The sequence below is a fragment of the Mycobacterium sp. MUNTM1 genome (assembly GCF_054660795.1).
Genome location: NZ_BAAGDE010000009.1, coordinates 12,818 through 29,495, shown reverse-complemented (window position 1 = coordinate 29,495; position 16,678 = coordinate 12,818). Strand labels below are relative to the sequence as shown.

The 16,678-nt window shown below is 65.1% G+C and carries 16 protein-coding genes; 9 read left to right on the top strand and 7 right to left on the bottom strand.

The window, feature by feature from the left end:
• Window positions 1-17 precede the first annotated feature (17 nt).
• The 4 genes from ACYQ8K_RS07265 to ACYQ8K_RS07250 all read right to left on the bottom strand — a co-directional run bounded on the left by ACYQ8K_RS07265 (window position 18) and on the right by ACYQ8K_RS07250 (window position 2,923).
• Window positions 18-431 (bottom strand): hypothetical protein, encoded by a 414-nt coding sequence (locus ACYQ8K_RS07265; protein ID WP_459967806.1) that lies wholly within the window; start codon window positions 429-431, stop codon window positions 18-20.
• Between the two features lie 126 nt (window positions 432-557).
• Window positions 558-1,922 carry a cytochrome P450 gene (locus tag ACYQ8K_RS07260; protein WP_459967805.1) on the bottom strand — a complete coding sequence of 455 codons (1,365 nt, stop codon included), beginning with the start codon at window positions 1,920-1,922 and terminating at the stop codon, window positions 558-560.
• 45 nt (window positions 1,923-1,967) lie between these two features.
• Window positions 1,968-2,168 (bottom strand): ferredoxin, encoded by a 201-nt coding sequence (locus tag ACYQ8K_RS07255; RefSeq protein WP_007777307.1) that lies wholly within the window; start codon window positions 2,166-2,168, stop codon window positions 1,968-1,970.
• Window positions 2,169-2,221: 53 nt separating this feature from the next.
• Window positions 2,222-2,923: an SDR family NAD(P)-dependent oxidoreductase gene (locus ACYQ8K_RS07250; protein ID WP_459967804.1), complete on the bottom strand. Its 702-nt coding sequence runs from the start codon at window positions 2,921-2,923 to the stop codon at window positions 2,222-2,224.
• Between the two features lie 364 nt (window positions 2,924-3,287).
• On the opposite strand from ACYQ8K_RS07250, the gene ACYQ8K_RS07245 reads away from it, so the two are divergent.
• From ACYQ8K_RS07245 to ACYQ8K_RS07205, 9 genes are all read left to right on the top strand, one after another.
• Window positions 3,288-4,493, top strand: coding sequence for a CaiB/BaiF CoA transferase family protein (locus tag ACYQ8K_RS07245; RefSeq protein ID WP_459967803.1), 1,206 nt, complete (start codon window positions 3,288-3,290; stop codon window positions 4,491-4,493).
• A 383-nt stretch (window positions 4,494-4,876) separates the two neighbouring features.
• On the top strand, window positions 4,877-5,695 hold the full coding sequence (locus ACYQ8K_RS07240) for an MlaE family ABC transporter permease (protein ID WP_459967802.1): 819 nt from the start codon (window positions 4,877-4,879) through the stop codon (window positions 5,693-5,695).
• A 9-nt stretch (window positions 5,696-5,704) separates the two neighbouring features.
• Window positions 5,705-6,550 (top strand): ABC transporter permease, encoded by an 846-nt coding sequence (locus ACYQ8K_RS07235; protein WP_067832306.1) that lies wholly within the window; start codon window positions 5,705-5,707, stop codon window positions 6,548-6,550.
• Between the two features lie 19 nt (window positions 6,551-6,569).
• Window positions 6,570-7,832, top strand: a complete 1,263-nt coding sequence (locus ACYQ8K_RS07230; RefSeq protein WP_459967801.1) for an MCE family protein — start codon at window positions 6,570-6,572, stop codon at window positions 7,830-7,832.
• A complete protein-coding gene (locus tag ACYQ8K_RS07225; RefSeq protein ID WP_459967800.1) occupies window positions 7,829-8,851 on the top strand; it encodes an MCE family protein in 1,023 nt (340 codons plus the stop codon). Before ACYQ8K_RS07230 ends, ACYQ8K_RS07225 begins: the two co-directional genes overlap by 4 nt.
• Window positions 8,851-9,969: an MCE family protein gene (locus tag ACYQ8K_RS07220; protein WP_459967799.1), complete on the top strand. Its 1,119-nt coding sequence runs from the start codon at window positions 8,851-8,853 to the stop codon at window positions 9,967-9,969. Before ACYQ8K_RS07225 ends, ACYQ8K_RS07220 begins: the two co-directional genes overlap by 1 nt.
• Window positions 9,970-9,977: 8 nt before the next feature.
• The gene (locus tag ACYQ8K_RS07215) at window positions 9,978-11,393 is read left to right on the top strand and encodes an MCE family protein (protein ID WP_459967898.1); all 1,416 of its coding nucleotides are present in this window, start codon (window positions 9,978-9,980) and stop codon (window positions 11,391-11,393) included.
• Window positions 11,390-12,742 carry an MCE family protein gene (locus tag ACYQ8K_RS07210; RefSeq protein ID WP_459967798.1) on the top strand — a complete coding sequence of 451 codons (1,353 nt, stop codon included), beginning with the start codon at window positions 11,390-11,392 and terminating at the stop codon, window positions 12,740-12,742. The genes ACYQ8K_RS07215 and ACYQ8K_RS07210 overlap by 4 nt, the downstream gene beginning before the upstream one ends.
• Window positions 12,743-14,524, top strand: coding sequence for an MCE family protein (locus ACYQ8K_RS07205; RefSeq protein ID WP_459967797.1), 1,782 nt, complete (start codon window positions 12,743-12,745; stop codon window positions 14,522-14,524). It abuts the gene before it with no gap.
• A 57-nt stretch (window positions 14,525-14,581) separates the two neighbouring features.
• On the opposite strand, the gene ACYQ8K_RS07200 is transcribed toward ACYQ8K_RS07205, so the two are convergent.
• The 3 genes from ACYQ8K_RS07200 to ACYQ8K_RS07190 all read right to left on the bottom strand — a co-directional run bounded on the left by ACYQ8K_RS07200 (window position 14,582) and on the right by ACYQ8K_RS07190 (window position 16,658).
• A complete protein-coding gene (locus ACYQ8K_RS07200) occupies window positions 14,582-15,103 on the bottom strand; it encodes an Rv2253/PknI dimerization domain-containing protein (RefSeq protein ID WP_459967796.1) in 522 nt (173 codons plus the stop codon).
• 131 nt (window positions 15,104-15,234) lie between these two features.
• Entirely contained in the window at window positions 15,235-15,876 is a 642-nt protein-coding gene (locus tag ACYQ8K_RS07195) for a hypothetical protein (RefSeq protein WP_459967795.1), read from the bottom strand.
• A complete protein-coding gene (locus ACYQ8K_RS07190; RefSeq protein WP_459967794.1) occupies window positions 15,873-16,658 on the bottom strand; it encodes a hypothetical protein in 786 nt (261 codons plus the stop codon). Before ACYQ8K_RS07190 ends, ACYQ8K_RS07195 begins: the two co-directional genes overlap by 4 nt.
• Window positions 16,659-16,678 lie beyond the last annotated feature (20 nt).

Genomic DNA, 16,678 nt, shown 5'->3' with positions numbered 1-16,678 from the left:
CTGTACGTCTCACGCGGCTACCATCGCACGAGCGAGAACGGCCAACTGTTGGAGCCCCCCGGTCCGCCGCCGCAGCCGGTGTCGAACGTCGAGTCGACCTGACCCGCCAGCGTCACCGGATCCCACGAGTAGACGTCATGCGAGGGAAAGAACTGGACCACGCAACGCACACCGAAGGGATCGTCAGCGGCCATGACATAGCGGCCGTCGGTCAGGTGGGCCTCCCCGCGCCAGGGCGCGGCCTGCCCGTTGGGCTGCGGCGTTGCGTACACCTGCAGGCATCCCGGCGCTGGATGAACGCACGGGTTGATCGACCAGATCCAGCTGTGGCCGGGATCCCGGTTCGTGTCCACCCGGTAATTGGAATACAGCATGTCCGCGTGGGCGCTCGGCGTGACGGTCAGCGCAGCCATGGCAAGCGCAAGGCTCATTGCGAAAGTCTTCACCGATGCGTCTCCCTCTCTGCGCACGTGCCTGGCCCAAATATAGGGCGCTGTCATGCCGAACAGGCCTAGTCGGAAAAACTGCGGCGGTGCCGCCCGGTCGTCCGCGCCCACTCAGTCGATGACGGCGGCTTCCTTGCGTTCGGTGATCGGCCGGGCCAGTTCTTGCTCGTCGCAGATGCGTTGCAGCTTCTCCAGCGTCTCGTCCAGGCCGGCTCCGACCTTGCGGCCGGGCGTGAAGGTGGCCGGCAGCTTACGCATGCCCTGGATGACACCGATCGTTTCGTAGTGGACCGTGCCCTCTGGATCGCACCGGTAATCGGGCATCCGGTCGAGGACCGCGGTCAGCATGGATTTGAACACGGTGCGTGCCACGTTCGAGCCGATGCACCGGTGAACGCCCAGCCCGAAGCTGAAGTGCCGGTTGCCCTTACGGTCGAGGATGATCTGGTCCGGGTCGTGGAACACCGAGGGGTCGCGGTTGGCCATCGCCCACGAAATCCAGAGTCGCTCACCCTCTTTGAACTGCGTGCCGTCGAGCTCGGTGTCGTCGGCAAAGGTCCGGCCATCGCCGGGCGCCGGGGTGAAGTAGCGCAGGAACTCCTCGGTCGCGGGGTCGAGCAGGGTCTTACGCTCGTTGCTGAGCAGCTGTCGTTGCTCGGGGTGTTCCGAAAGCCATTCCAGTGAATGGGCGGTCAGGGCGGTCGTGGTGTCGAAGCCACCGCCGATGACCAGGCCCAGGTTGCCGAGGATTTCCAGGTCGGGGGCCGGCTCACCGTCGATGCGCATCTCGAGCAGGCCGTTCACGATCCCGGGCCGAGGATTCTCGCGGATCTCGTTCATGTTGTTGATCATGTCGATGCCCATTTCCCGGTGCATCGCGGTGACGCGCTCGATGTCGGGGGAGTGCTCGGGCGTATACACCGCCGCGTGCACCGGCTCGCTGTACATGTTCCACTTCTTCAGCGGGATGCCCAGCATTGCCAGCGTGAAGACGGCGGGCACGATGTTGGCCAGGTCGTCGACGAAGTCGATGCGGCCACCCTCGATCTTCTCGTCGAGGCAGGCGCGGGTCACGTCGTCGATGAAGGGTTCCCAGCGCTTGATCGCCGCCGGCGACAGGTACGGGTTGAGCACGGTTCGGTAGGTGCGGTGCTCCGGGTCGTCCATCTCCAAAATCCCGCCGCGCACCGCGCTGACCCGGCTGGCCGTGGGGATCGAAATGCCCTTGTAGCCGCGGCGTTCGCCGTGGATGTCGTGATCGTTGGAGACGGCGGGGCAGCGGGCCAGCTCGAACACCTCGTGGCTGCCGGCCGCAACCCAGTGCCCGCCATAGGTTTCCGTCCAGGCCATGGGGCACTTGGCGTGCATCTCTTCGGTGATCGCCTTGAACTTCGACCGGTACTCCGAGGAATGCCGGTCGAAGTGGTACCGGTTCTTCTTGCGGTCGCTGTCATTGACGACGTCGTCGACACTCAACGCTGCAGTCTCCCTACGTGTTTGGATGCCCGAGTACCGTGCCGCTCAGGCGTCGTCGGTGATCATGATGGCCTGCTCCGGACAGGACTGCGCGGCTTCACGCACCTGGTCCTCGCGATCGGCGGGCACCACCTCGTCGATTGCCGATGAACTGCCGTCAATGTCGCTGAGCTGGAACGATTCCGGAGCGATCATCGCGCACAGGGTGTGGCCCTGGCACCGCTGCGAATCCACCCAAACCTTCACGGGCTGTCTCCTCTCACACTGGTTGCCGGGCACCGCTGACGAATCGCCACCGCTCAGGTGTTTCGACCGCCGTTGACACCCAAGATCTGACCGGTGATGTAGCCGGCTTCCTCGGACACCAGAAATGCGCATGCCGCCGCGATGTCCTCGGGGGTTCCCATCCGGCGTACCGGGGTCCGCGCGATGGTCTCGTCGATGTTGCCGAGGAATCCGTTCTTCTCGGCCGCGCGCAGCATCGGGGTGTCGATGAAGCCCGGCGGCACCGCGTTGACGGTGATGCCCTTGGGCCCGTACTCGAGTGCGAGCGACTTCGTCAGGCCGTTGACCGCCGACTTGGCCGCCACGTAGTGACTCATATAGGGAGCACCCGAATGCGTGCTCGACGACGAGATGTTGACGATGCGTCCCCAGCCCGCCTCGACCATGTCAGGCAGCACCGCCTGGACGGTATGGAAGACGCCGTTGAGGTTGACGTCGATCACCCGGTACCAGTCCTCGAAGCTGATGTTGTTGAACTTCTTGAACCCGTCGAGGCCGGCCGCGTTGACCAGAACCGTCACGGGCCCGAGCTGAGTGCGAATGTCCGACAGCGCCGCATCGACCTGCGACCGGTCCGTGACGTCGGCCGTGAAAGCGAAGTCGACTTCCGACGGACGCAGGTCGATGGAGGCGACGTTCAAGCCGTCGGCGCGCAGGCGTTGCGCGACGGCCAGACCGATGCCGGACCCGCCACCGGTGACTACCGCAGTCTTCATGTTGAGGCCTCTGCTCCGAAGGGGGCCATTTCAGTCACAAAGAATCTCCCTTACAATTATGAGAACCTTACTCTCCACGCCGAGCGGCGTGCAACACGCGCACAACACCGCGTCCAGCCTGCAGGGAGAGGCCCAGGCCGACGGCGTACTGCCAGTTGAGGCGCAGGTCAGCACGCCGATCTCATTCCTGAGAGTTTCTTGAATTATCGAAACTCGAATGTAAGATTCGCCGGGGAAGAGAATGAAGTTATCGTGATCGCCACCACACTAGGGGGTACGGAATGCCTGCCCAGGACACGGCAAAGCCCGCCACTGGGACAGCAGTGACCATCGCGTTTGCCGTCTCAGCGAAGGGAGCCGGCGCATGAGGCCGCTCGAAGGCATCCGCGTCCTTGAAGTCGCCATGTACGGGTTCGTCCCGTCGGCGGGCGCCGTGCTCGCCGAATGGGGCGCGGACGTGGTCAAGGTTGAACACGCGGTGACCGGTGATCCCCAGCGCGGGCTGCGGCAGACCGGGATGCTGCGCGTCGAGGGCGATCCCAACCCGAACATCGAGCACGCCAACCGCGGCAAGCGCAGCATCGGGCTGGACATGTCGGTGCCCGAGGGCAAGGAAGTGCTCTACGAGCTGGCCCGTCGCGCCGATGTCTTCCTGACCAGCTTCCTGCCCGACCACCGGCAGAAGTTCGGCATCGACGTCGACGACATACGGGCGATCAACCCCAAGATCGTCTACGCACGCGGGAGCGCCCTGGGCCCGCGCGGCGAAGAGTCCACCAAGGGTGGCTACGACATGACCGCCTTCTGGTGCCGGGCCGGAACCGCCGCCACCATCACTCCCGCCGGCATGCCGGGCATGATCGCGCCGCCCGGACCGGCGTACGGCGACACCATCTCGGGTACCAACCTCGCCGGCGGCATCGCGGCGGCGCTGCTCAAGCGTGAGCGCACCGGCGAACCGTCCGTCGTCGACGTGTCTCTGCTGGGCAGCGGGCTGTGGTCGATGGGACACACCGTGGCGCTGACAAAACATTTGAACCAGCGGCTGGAGGCGCCGCCGCCCGGCGTGCACGGCGCCCCCAACAACCCATTGGTGGGGCTGTACACGACGTCCGACGGCCGCTATATCTCCTTCGTGATGATGCAGCCCACCAAGTTCTGGGCCGACGTGTGCCGCCACGTTGACCTGCCGGAGCTGGCCGACGATCCGCGCTTCGACACGGTGGAGAACATCGCCGCCAACACCGCCGACGCGGTGGAGTTGCTGACCAAAGCCATCGCCACCCGCACGCTGGCCGAGTGGAGCGAGCGCTTCGCCACGCTCTCCGGGCCGTGGGCACCCGTGCAGGACACCCTGCAGGCGGCCGACGACGCGCAGATCCGCTCGAACGAGTACATGGTCAAGGCGGGCGAACTCGAGCTGGTGGCCAACCCGGTACAGTTCGACGTCGCAGCGCCACAGACCGGGCCGGCCCCCGGGTTCGCAGAGCAGACCGACGAGATCTTGATGGAGCTCGGCCTCGACTGGGACCGGATCATCGAACTCAAGACGGCCGGCGCCGTCACCTAGGACTGGAGCAGCACTGACATGCTTGAGCCGACCGTCGCTTCCGTTGGGACGCAGTTACCTTGCCTCACTGCGCCGGCCGCGAGATGCGCGATAACGGTTATGCATTTTTTGCTCCGCCTGGACTCGGCATGAGTCATAATCGCCGGACGCTTCAAGACGTGGAGCCCCTCGTTTTGCGGCGCCATTTCACGCGACGGAACGGAGGTCTGTGGTGAGCGGACTCGCGGCTGTCGCATCGCAGACGGACGCCCGAACATGGCTGCCCGCTGAGCATTTCGCCCTCGTCAGCGCACCTATACAGCTGTCAATTAAGCCGAATGTACCGCACTCGTTGCGCCACAACAAGACTGTCGGTCTCGTAGCTTGGGAAGGGGCCGCCGCCGATGGCAACCAAGGGAGCTGACCACTGGTCGACGGGATTGCCCGCGCTCAAGCTCAAGTTCGACTTCTCTGGGCCGATGCACGCCGTCGGAGCGTTGTTCGCAATGTCGGCCGATGCGGTCAAGTTCCTGTTCCGCCGGCCGTTTCAGTGGCGTGAGTTCTTGGAGCAGTCCTGGTTCGTCGCGCGGGTGTCGCTGGCCCCGACCTTGTTGGTGGCGATCCCGTTCACCGTTCTGGTCAGCTTCACGCTCAACATCCTGTTGCGTGAATTGGGCGCGGCGGATTTGTCCGGTGCGGGTGCCGCGTTCGGTGCGGTAACCCAGCTCGGCCCGTTGGTCACGGTGTTGATCGTGGCCGGCGCGGGTGCGACCGCAATGTGCGCGGACCTGGGTTCGCGAACGATTCGCGAAGAGATCGACGCGATGGAAGTGCTGGGCATCAACCCGATCCAGCGGTTGGTCACACCACGAATGCTGGCTTCCGGTCTCGTCGCCTTCCTGCTCAACAGCCTCGTCGTCATCATCGGCGTCCTTGGCGGCTACGTCTTTTCGGTGTTTGTCCAAGACGTCAATCCCGGGGCCTTCGCCGCGGGCATCACCTTGCTCACCGGCGTGCCCGAAGTGGTCATCTCCTGCATCAAGGCAGCCCTCTTCGGTCTCATCGCGGGATTGGTCGCGTGCTATCGGGGCCTGTCGATCACCGGCGGTGGCGCCAAGGCCGTCGGCAACGCGGTGAACGAAACCGTCGTTTACGCCTTCATGTCCCTGTTCGTCGTCAACGTGGTCGTCACCGCGATCGGCATCAAGATGACGGCGAAGTAGGGGCTGCACATGGCGCTGAGGGCCGCGTATCCGCGATTAACCCGCCAACTCGAGAGGCCGGTCGCCCTGATGGGGCGGATCGGTGACCACACCCTGTTCTACGGCAAAGCGCTCGCCGGGGTGCCGTTTGCGGCCACCCACTACACGCGCGAAGTCGTCCGGCTGATCGCCGAGATCAGCATGGGCGCGGGCACTTTGGCGATGATCGGCGGAACCGTGGTGATCGTCGGCTTCCTGACGCTGGCCGCAGGCGGCACGCTGGCCATTCAGGGTTACACCTCGCTGGGCAACATCGGCATCGAGGCGCTGACGGGCTTTTTGTCCGCGTTCATCAACGTGCGTATCGCGGCACCGGTGGTGGCCGGGATCGGTCTGGCGGCCACGTTCGGTGCCGGGGTGACCGCTCAGCTGGGTGCCATGCGGATCAACGAAGAAGTCGATGCGTTGGAGAGCATGGCCATTCGGCCGGTTGCCTATCTGGTGAGTACCAGGATCCTGGCGGGAATGATGGCCATCACGCCGCTGTACAGCATCGCGGTCATCCTGTCGTTCGTGGCCAGTCAGTTCACCACGACGTTTTTGCTCGGCCAGTCGCAGGGGCTGTACCAGCACTACTTCAATACGTTCCTGAACCCGATCGACTTGTTGTGGTCGTTCCTTCAGGCCATCCTGATGGCGCTTACCATCCTGCTGATCCACACCTATTACGGCTATTTCGCGTCGGGCGGGCCGGCCGGTGTCGGCAACGCGACCGGCAACGCGGTGCGTACGTCGCTCATCGTCGTGGTGTCCGTGACGCTGTTGGTCTCGCTTTCTATTTACGGCACGAACGGCAACTTCAACCTGTCCGGTTAGCAGAGGAGGTGAAACAGCAGTGACGCAGAATGTTCCAGCGGGTCGCGGCGCGGTCGCGGGCCGACCGGCGCGCACCGGCCATGCGCGGCCGCCCGCCGGACGGAATTACCTGCCGCCCTTGCTCGGACTGGCCACCGTCCTCATCATCGGTCTGATCTTCGCCGTAGCGGTGGGTCTGTTTCAGGGCTCCTTCACCGAAACCGTTCCGGTCACGGTGATCTCGCAACGAGCCGGCCTGGTCATGAACCCGGACGCCAAGGTCAAGTTGCGCGGCGTGCAGGTGGGCAAGGTTTCCTCGATCGAGCCGCTGCCCAACGGCGAGGCGGCCATTCACTTGGCGATGGACCCGTCGCAGATGCACTTCATCCCCGGCAACGTGCTCGTGAACATCGCGTCATCGACGGTGTTTGGCGCGAAGTCCGTCGAGCTGGTGCCACCCGACCAGCCCTCGGCGCAGCGGCTCCGCGCCGGCCAGACGCTGCAGGGGCAGCACGTCATGGTCGAAATCAACACGGTGTTCCAGCAATTGGTGTCGGTGCTGAGCCACATCGACCCGCCGAAGCTCAATGAGTCACTGGGCGCGCTGGCACAGGCGTTCAGCGGGCGGGGCCCACAGCTTGGCCAGTCGCTGAGCGACCTGGATTCGTTCCTGGCCAGGCTGGAGCCCAGCCTCCCCGCCTTCCGTCATGACCTCGCGGTTTTACCGGCGGTGTCCAACGCCTATGCCGACGCGGCACCCGACCTGGTGAAGACCGCGGCCAACGCGACCAGGATCAGCAAGACGCTCGTCGATGAGCAGCACAACCTGGATGCGTTGCTGATCAGCGCGATCGGCTTGGCCGACATCGGCAACGACGTCTTGTCGACGAACCGCCAACCACTGACAAATGTGCTGCATCTGCTGGTGCCGACCACCGATCTGACCAATGAGTACGCGCCGGCGCTCAACTGCGCCTTCGCCGGGCTCGCACAGATGTCGCATGCCGCGCCATTGTCGGAACCGAGCATCAACATCTCGGCGAGTCTCACGTGGGGCGCCGAGCGTTACCGGTACCCGACAAACCTGCCCAAGGTTGCGGCGACGGGCGGCCCGCAGTGCGTGGGACTGCCGAAGCTGCCGTTCAACACGGCCCCACCGCAGCTGATTGCCGATACCGGTGCGAACCCCGTGAACTACGGAAACCCCCAGCTGTTGATCAACTCCGATCTCCTCAAGCAGCTGTTGTACGGGCCGATCGCCGGACCGCCACGCAACTCCGCGCAGATCGGAGAACCCGGATGAGAACGCGCGCAACGCTTATCAAGTTCGGCATCTTCGCGGTCGTGATGGCGATGCTGACCGCCTTCCTGTTCTTCATCTTCGGCCAGTACCGGACGGGTGCGACGACCAAGTATTCGGCGGTGTTCACCGACGTGTCGCGTCTCAAACCCGGCCAGTCGGTGCGTGTCGCCGGCATCCGGGTGGGCACTGTCAATAGTGTTTCGCTGCAACCGGATAAAAAAGTTGTCGTGAACTTCGACGCCGACCGCAACGTCGTCCTCACCGAGGGCAGCAGGGCGGCGGTCCGCTATCTCAACCTGGTGGGCGATCGCTACCTCGAACTCGTCGACGGTCCGGGCTCGCCCAAGCGGCTGCCGCCCGGCGCGCAGATTCCGGTCAGCCGCACCGCGCCGGCGCTTGACCTCGATCTGCTGCTCGGTGGGCTGAAACCCGTTACCCAGGGCCTGAACGCGCGCGATGTCAACGAGCTGACCTCTGGGTTGCTGCAGGTCTTCCAGGGGCAGGGCGGGACGCTCGAGTCGCTGTTCGCCAGGACGACGTCTTTTTCAAATGCCTTGGCCGACAACGACCAAACCGTGCAGCAACTGATCGACAACCTCAACATCGTGATCGGCACGGTTGCCAAGGACGGCAAACAATTCTCCGGCGCGATCGATCGCCTCGAGCAGCTTGTCAGCGGCCTGTCGGGTGACCGCGACACCATCGGATCCGCCATTGACGCCCTGGACAAGGGAACCGCCTCGCTGGCGGATCTGCTGGCCGAGGCCCGCCCGCCGCTGTCCGGCACCATAGCCCAGTTGAATCGGTTGGCGCCGATACTCGACGGCGACAAGGACCGCCTCGACGGGGCCCTGCAGAGGGCGCCGAAGAACTACCGCAAGCTGGTCCGACTCGGCGTGAACGGCGCCACCATCCCGTACTACATCTGCCAGTTCGGGCTTCGCGGCACGGACCTTTCAGGTAAAACCGTGCGCGCCAACATCTTCAGGTCAGATGCAGGAAGGTGCACGGAACCCTAATGCTCAAGTATCGCGGAGCGGGGCTGGTCAAGCCCGGACTCATCGGCGTCATCCTGGCGGTGATGGTCATCCTGGTGGGCCTGTCGCCCGACCGATTCATCGCATGGGCGACGATGGTTCGCTACCAGGCGCTGTTCACCGAAGCCGGCGGTCTGGCCGTGGGCAATCCCGTAGTCGTGTCGGGAATGAAGGTCGGCTCCGTGTCGGATGTGAAGCTGAGCCACGGCGACGCTCTGGTGACGTTCGCGATGAAGGGCAACATCCTGCTCGGCTCGGAGACTTCCGCGCACATTCGCACCGGCACGCTGTTGGGCGAGAGGATGCTGACGGTGGAGTCCGCCGGCAGCGGCACGATGCATCCGATGACTCTGATTCCCGTCTCGCGCACGTCTTCGCCCTACTCGCTGACGGAGGCTGTCAGCGACCTGACGTCGGACACGGCCGGCACCAACACCGCGGCGCTGAATCAGTCGCTGGACACGCTGGCGGCGACGCTCGACCAGATCGCACCCCAGATGGGGCCGGCCTTCGACGCGCTCACCCGGCTGTCGCGAACCCTCAACAGCCGCAACAAGAACCTGGGCGAGTTGTTCAAGAGCGCCGGCGACGTCACCGGGATACTTTCCGAACGCAGCATGCAGGTCAACAAGCTCATCCTCAACTCCGATTCTCTGCTCCAAGTGCTGGTCGCACGCCGGCAGGAGATCGTGGACCTGCTGGCCAACACCTCGGTGGTGGCCAAGCAGCTGACGGGCTTGGTGCACGACAACGAAAGCACGTTGGCGCCAACGCTGGAGCGGCTGAACCGGGTGACCGGGGTCTTGGAGAAGAATCGCGACAACATCGGCAAAGCGCTGCCGGGTCTCGCCAAATTCCAGATCACCGTCGGTGAGGCCATCTCCGGTATGTACGCCTACCAGGCGTTCGCCCCGAACTTCCTTATCCCGCAACTGTTCCAGGAGTTGTTCGACTACCTCTGGGGATTCCGCACCTTCGATACTTCAAAGGGCCCCGGCTTCCCGTCGCCGGTACCTCGGGCGCTGACCCCCTGGCCGTACAACTCCATTCCACAGTGCCCTGGCTGCACGTTGGGCGGACGGATCGGAGGATCACAGTGACCTCCCGGATGTCCCGGATTCCGCGCAAGCGGCTGGCGGCCGTGACGGCGGTCGTCCTGGTCGGGCTGATCGTTGCCGGCGCCGCCATGGTGGTCCGTAACACATTCTTCGGGCCGCGGACGATTACCGCCTATTTCACCACCGCCACCGCGATCTATCCCCATGACGAGGTGCGGGTATCGGGTGTCAAAGTCGGCAGCATCAAATCCATTCAGCCGCAAGGCACCCAGGCCAAGATGGTCTTCAAGGTCGACCGCGACGTGCCGATACCGGCGGATGCCAAGGCGGTCATCGTCGCCCCGAATCTGGTGGCGGCCCGCTATGTCCAGCTCTCACCGGCCTATCGCGACAGTGGGCCCGTCATGCGCGACGGGGCAGTGATCCCGGTTGAGCGCACCGCGGTGCCGGTCGAATGGGACGAGGTCAAAACCCAGTTGATGCGGCTGGCAACGGATTTGGGGCCCAAGAGCGGGGTATCGGGCACGTCGGTGGGCCGGTTCATCGACAGCGCCGCGAACGCGCTCGACGGCAACGGCGACAAGCTGCGGCAAACACTCGGTCAATTATCCGGGGTGGGCCGGATCCTCGCCAACGGCAGCGGCAACATCGTCGACATCATCAAAAACCTGCAGACCTTCGTCGGCGCGCTGCGCGACAGCAACGTGCAGATCGAGCAGTTCAACGGTCGTCTGGCCACGCTCACCAGCGTGGTCAACGACAGCAAATCCGACCTGGACGCGGCGCTGACCGATCTGTCGACGGCGGTCGGCGAAGTGCGGCGGTTCATCGCCGGGACCCGCAACCAGACCAGCGAACAGATCGCCCGGTTGGCCGATGTCACGCAGAACCTGGTCGATCACCACATGGCACTGGAAAACATTCTGCACGCGGCCCCGAACGCGTTCGGAAACTTCTTCAACGACTACAACGCCGACACCGGAACCATCGTCGGAGGGTTCGGGTTGATGAATATGTCGAATCCCACGTGGGGCGGTCAGGTCCTGCTGTCCGTATCGGGCTGCACGCAAATCGGCGCCGTCGAGAACATCACCGCGGTCGAATCGGGCAAGCTGTGCTCCCTGTTCCTGGGTCCCGGATTGCGACAGACCAGCTGGAACAACTCGCCAATTCCCATCAACCCGTTCATATCCAAATCGGTTGACCCGTCCAAGGTTCTCTACACCGAACCGCGCCTGGCGCCCGGCGGCGAGGGCCCGAAACCCGCAGCGCCCGAGATCCCGCCGGAGGTGTCGGCCTACACCGGCCTGCCGGGCGATCCGGTCGGACCGCCGGGGGCGGTGCCGCCGGAGCGGATACCGGGCGCGGCGATGCCGCTGCCGCCGCCACCGTCGACACCGGCGCCACCACCGCCGGCGCCGAGCGTGTCGGGCATGCTGCTGCCGGACGGAGGGCCACAACAATGAGCGCGCGGGTTGCGGTCAAGCGGGTATTCGCCACGGGCTGTTGCGTGGCGGTGACGGCGACGGGATGCGCGTTCCACGGCCTGAATTCACTACCGCTGCCCGGTGCGGTCGGACGCGGGCCCGGGGCCAACATCTACCACGTCGAACTCCCGAATGTCGGTACGATGGAGTCGAATTCGCCGGTGATGGTCAACGACGTCGTCGTCGGCAGTGTCGGTGCGATGAGGGTGCAGGGCTGGCACGCCGACGTCGAGATCTCGGTCAAGCGCGACGTGGTGGTCCCGGCCAACGTGGTGGCCACCGTCGGCCAGACCAGCCTGCTGGGGTCGATGCATGTGGAGCTCAACACTCCGCCCGGCCAGCAGGGAAGCGGACGGCTGCAGCCGGGCGCCACCATCCCACTCAGCCGGTCCTCGGCCTACCCGTCGACGGAGCAGACGCTGTCGTCGTTGGGTGCGGTGGTCAACGGGGGTGGACTTGGACAGATCGGGGAGGTCATCCACAACTTCTCGGCCGCCCTGTCCGGGCGCGAGGGGGCGGTGCGCGATCTGATCACCCGGCTGGACACGTTCGTGGGCACCCTGGACGACCAGCGGGACGACCTCGTCGCCTCCATCCAGGCGCTGAATCGGCTCGCCGGCACATTCGCCGAACAACGCGACGTCGTCACCGACGCGCTGCGGAAGATACCGCCGGCGCTCGAGGTGTTGGTCAAGGAGCGGCCGCGTCTGACCGCCGCCCTGGACCATCTTCGGGTGTTCAGCAACACCGCCACCAGGCTGGTCAACGATTCCCAGGCCGACCTGGTCGCGAACCTCAAAAACTTGGAGCCGACCATCAAGGCGCTCGCCGACGTCGGACCGGATTTCGGCGCGGCCATCGCGGCCTCGTTCGTGTTCCCGTTCACCCAGAACTTCGTCGACCGAGCGGTCCGCGGCGACTTCTTCAACCTGCATTTCGATTTCGACCTGACGATTCCGCGGCTGAAGAAGGGCCTGCTCCTCGGAACCCACTGGGGGCAGCTGGACATGCCCGTTCCACCGGTGCCCGGGGACCCGTATCGCATGAATTACACGCTCGATCCTTTGCATAACCCGCTGAGGCCGCCATGGGTCGATCCCAACGCGCTGCCGCTGCCGCCACCACCGCCGGGTGCGGTACCGGCGCCGGGGCCGGGGAACTATGGACCGTTGCCCGGGCCCCCGCCGGCCGCGGCCCCGCTGCCCGGTCCTCCGCCGAACGCGGTTCCGCTGCCCGGTCCTCCGCCGGGCGCGGCACCGGTGCCGGACGCGGGTCTTGGTCAATCGCCGGCGCCCGCAGAGGCGCCTGGAACGGGAGCGGGTGGATAGATGCTGACGCGCTTCGTCCGGATCCAGCTGGCGGTCTTTGTGATCGCCGGAATCATCGGCGTGATCGCGATGGTCCTCTTCTACATCCAAGCGCCGACCCTGCTGGGCATCGGTCGGATGACGGTGACGCTGGAGCTGCCGGCCACCGGCGGCCTGTACCGGTTTTCCAACGTGACCTACCGTGGGGTTCAGCTCGGCAAGGTGACCTCGGTGGGTTTGACGCCGACCGGCGCGAAAGCGACGCTGTCGCTTAGCACTTCACCCAAGGTCCCCGCGGACCTGACCGCGGAGGTGCTCAGTGTGTCCGCGGTGGGTGAGCAGTACGTGGACCTGCGGCCCAAGACCAATTCGCCGCCCTACCTGCACGACGGCTCGGTGATCGCCGCGCGCGACACGACGATTCCGCAGCCGGTCGGCCCCATGCTCGAGCAGGTCAATGCCTTGGTCCAAAGCATCCCGAAGACCAAACTCGGCCAATTGCTCGACGAGTCCTTCCAGGGCTTCAACGGTTCCGGTTACGACCTGGGGTCATTGATCGATTCCTCGAAGACGCTGTCGCGCGACGCCAACGGCGTCGTCGATCGCACCCGGGCCCTCACCGAGGACTCCGGCCCGCTGCTGGATACCCAAGCGCGCACCACCGATTCGATCAGAACGTGGGCACACAGCTTCGCCGGCATCTCGGATACGTTGGTGAACAACGATTCTCACTTCCGCACCATCCTGGAGAAGGGGCCCGACGCCGCGAATGAAGCGTCCCGGCTGCTCGAGCAAATCAAACCGACGCTGCCGGTGTTGCTTGCCAACCTGACCACCATCGGCCAGATCGGGATCACCTACCACCCCTCGATCGAGCAGCTGCTGGTGTTGCTGCCGTCGGGTGTCGCTATCGAGCAGGCCGCTGAGGGTGAAAACCATCCCGACGGTAGGGCGTACGGCGACTTCGCGGCCACGGTCGACGATCCGCCTATTTGTACGGTCGGCTTCATGCCACCCAACACCTGGCGATCCCCGGACGACCTCAGCGACATCGACACGCCGGACGGGTTGTATTGCAAACTCCCGCAGGATTCACCGATCGCGGTTCGCGGTGCCCGTAACTATCCCTGCATGGGGCATCCGGGTAAGCGCGCGCCGACCGTCGAAATCTGCAACAGCGACAAGCCGTACATGCCGCTGGCGATGCGCCAGCACACGCTCGGCCCCTACCCGCTGGATCCGAATCTGCTAGCGCAGGGCGTCCCGCCCGATGACCGGATCACGACCAATGACAGGATTTTCGGCCCGGTCGAGGGAACGCCGCTGCCGCCGGGGGCGGTGCCGCGCGGCGCCCCTGCGGGGCCGCGTGGGGAAAATCCCCCGCCGGGCACGGTCGGCGCCGCCGTTCCCCCCGTGCCGTCGTCGGGACCGGCGCTGGCGCCGATGTCGAGAATGTCGGCGGACCTTCCGCCCATCGCACCACTCGACGTCCCTGTGCCGGGGGAACTTCCGCCGCCGCCCGCCGCGCCGCCAGCGCTGCCTCTAGCCCCGCTCGTTCCTCCCGATCCCGCCCCGCCCACTGCTCCCGGTCCCGCGCCCGCCGACGCGGCCGGCGGTGGAGGGCCACAAGCCGCGCCAAGCTCGTTCGGAGCCAACGCATCTAGGCCCGCGCCCTCGGTCGTGGTGGCGAAGTACGATCCGCACACCGGTCGCTATGTCGGTCCGGACGGGAAGTTGTATCAGCAGTCGGATCTCGTCGCTCCGAAAGCGCCCAAGACGTGGAAGGACATGCTTCCCACCTGAATTCGTCCTGAGCCGTAGCTGCCCGAGGGGCGGGGCATTGAAGCTACGGCCGCCCGGTCAGGAGAGCTGGTCCAGGCGCAACGGCATCGCAATATCAAGCCAATTGTTTTGCCCGCAGGCACCGCTGGGGCCGACGGTCTTGTCCTTGCCCGAGAGGACCTTCGATCCGATTTGGAACCCACCGTTGTCGTTCACCGGGTAGAAAAAGAAGGTCTGCGTTCCGGTGAACGCGGAACCGTCTTCGCACCGCTCCCAGTTCGGCACCTCGCGTCTGACCTTCCACATCTCCCCGTCATTCATATACAGGGGTGCGCTCCATCCCTGGTCGCTCGTCACCGTGCCATGGCAGTCCAGGGTCGTGTCGCACGACGAACTGATGGTCCAAACTTGGTAGACCGTCGGTTCGCCGAAGTACTGATCGTTTCTCTGGGCCCAATCGCCAATGGACGTGGCGCGGTAAGTCCCGTTGAGGGCCACGTCTTCCTTGGTTATCGCGTGGGCTGTAGATGCGGTGCACACACCGCCGAATGCAGTGGCAGCCACCAGCGTTGCGGTGGTGAGTGTTTTGACTGAACGCATCAGGTGCTCCTCGAAGCGCGTAATCCGAGGGTGCCTATGGCACCTTTTCGCCGTCGGTTGCGGCGTTCTCGAGCGATGACGTTACACCGCTTCGGCCTGCTAGGTAATGGTTGGGACAAGATCTGCCGCGCTTATCCGGACGGGTCGAATTTCGCGATCAACCAGGAACCGTTGACTTTCGACAGCGTGACCAAGATGCTGCTCTGCGTCTTCTCGGGATCCTTTTTTTGCACGCTTGCCGTGGTCTGGTCGACGAAAACCAGCACGACGGCCGAATTGGGATGCAATTCCGAGACGGCCGCCCGAATCACCTTGGCGCTCGCCGTAAGTTGTCCTTTCTGCGCCATCGGCGCGACGGCCTCGTCGGTGAATTTGCTGTAATAGGTCAGAAAGTCGCCGGTCAGATGCGATTTCGCGTTGTCGAAATCGCGGTTTAAATGGGCGTAGGAATACGACAACGCCGCCACGGCGCCATCCGACGCCGCCTGGATTGCCCGGCGCGCCGCCGCGTCGCCGACCTGCTGGTCCGGCCGGTAGACGATGAAGTACACGCCGGCGGCGACTCCCACCGCGGCGACAACCAAGGTCGTCGCGAGGATCGAACGCCACCGTGCCCAATACCGGACGGCTCGGCGCCGGATCGCTGCCAGCCGGCGCGAGCGTGCAGGGCCCTCGGCAGCGGGTGGCGGCCCGTCCTCGTCGGCGGGGGAAGTCTCCACGTCGTCAATCGCCTTTTCCGTGCCGTCCGGCGACGAGCCATGCTCGACAGTCATTGCAGGAAGTCAACTTTCGACATCTTGAGCTGGCCGTCGTCGCGGTCCATATTGACGCTGAGCCGAAACAAGGCCGGTGGCGGTTTGGCGTTGTCTGGCCCGAAGGGATCGGTTTTCGCCGCCACCAGCACGACTCCCGAATTGTCGCTCAACGACTGGACGGCGACGGCCTCGATGGTGACCTTGTTGCCGACCTTCGTCTCCTCGGCCTTGTTGACTATGAGGGTCGACAGCACAGCTAGCTGGTTCTTCTGGTCGCCTGTGGAGGCGTCGATCGCGCGCTGCACATCGTCCTTGGCATGCGCGGGGTCGATCGACATCAGCGCCGTGACCCCTTGTCGGGCCGCCGCACTGAACTCCGTGGCGAGTTGGCGATTATGCACCGCCATGTGGTGCTGCCACAGCATGTAGCCGGTCGCGGCAACGGAGGCGGACGCGAGCACGATGCCGGCGCTGACAGCTGTCGTTTTCCGTCCCGGGCGCCGTAGCCACCGCGGTCGCGTACGGCCCCGCAACCGCAGCCGTTTCCGGGTCCACTTCGCGGGGCGCTGCCCGCCCTCTCGGCCGTCGTCGTCCGCACTCCCGGTTCCGGCCGCCTCATGCAGTCGCAAAAGGCGTGCCCGTGCCGCCTCGGCGCGCGCTTCGGCCTTGGCGACTTCGTCCTCCGCGTCGACTTCGGACGCGGCCGCCGCGTCGCCTGCGCTTGACTGTGGTTCGTCGGGATCGGTCACATCCCTCGGGCCACCAGAATCGTCGGCGTCGGGCCCCTCCGGATCGTGCACGGAGAAGCAGCTTATCACTG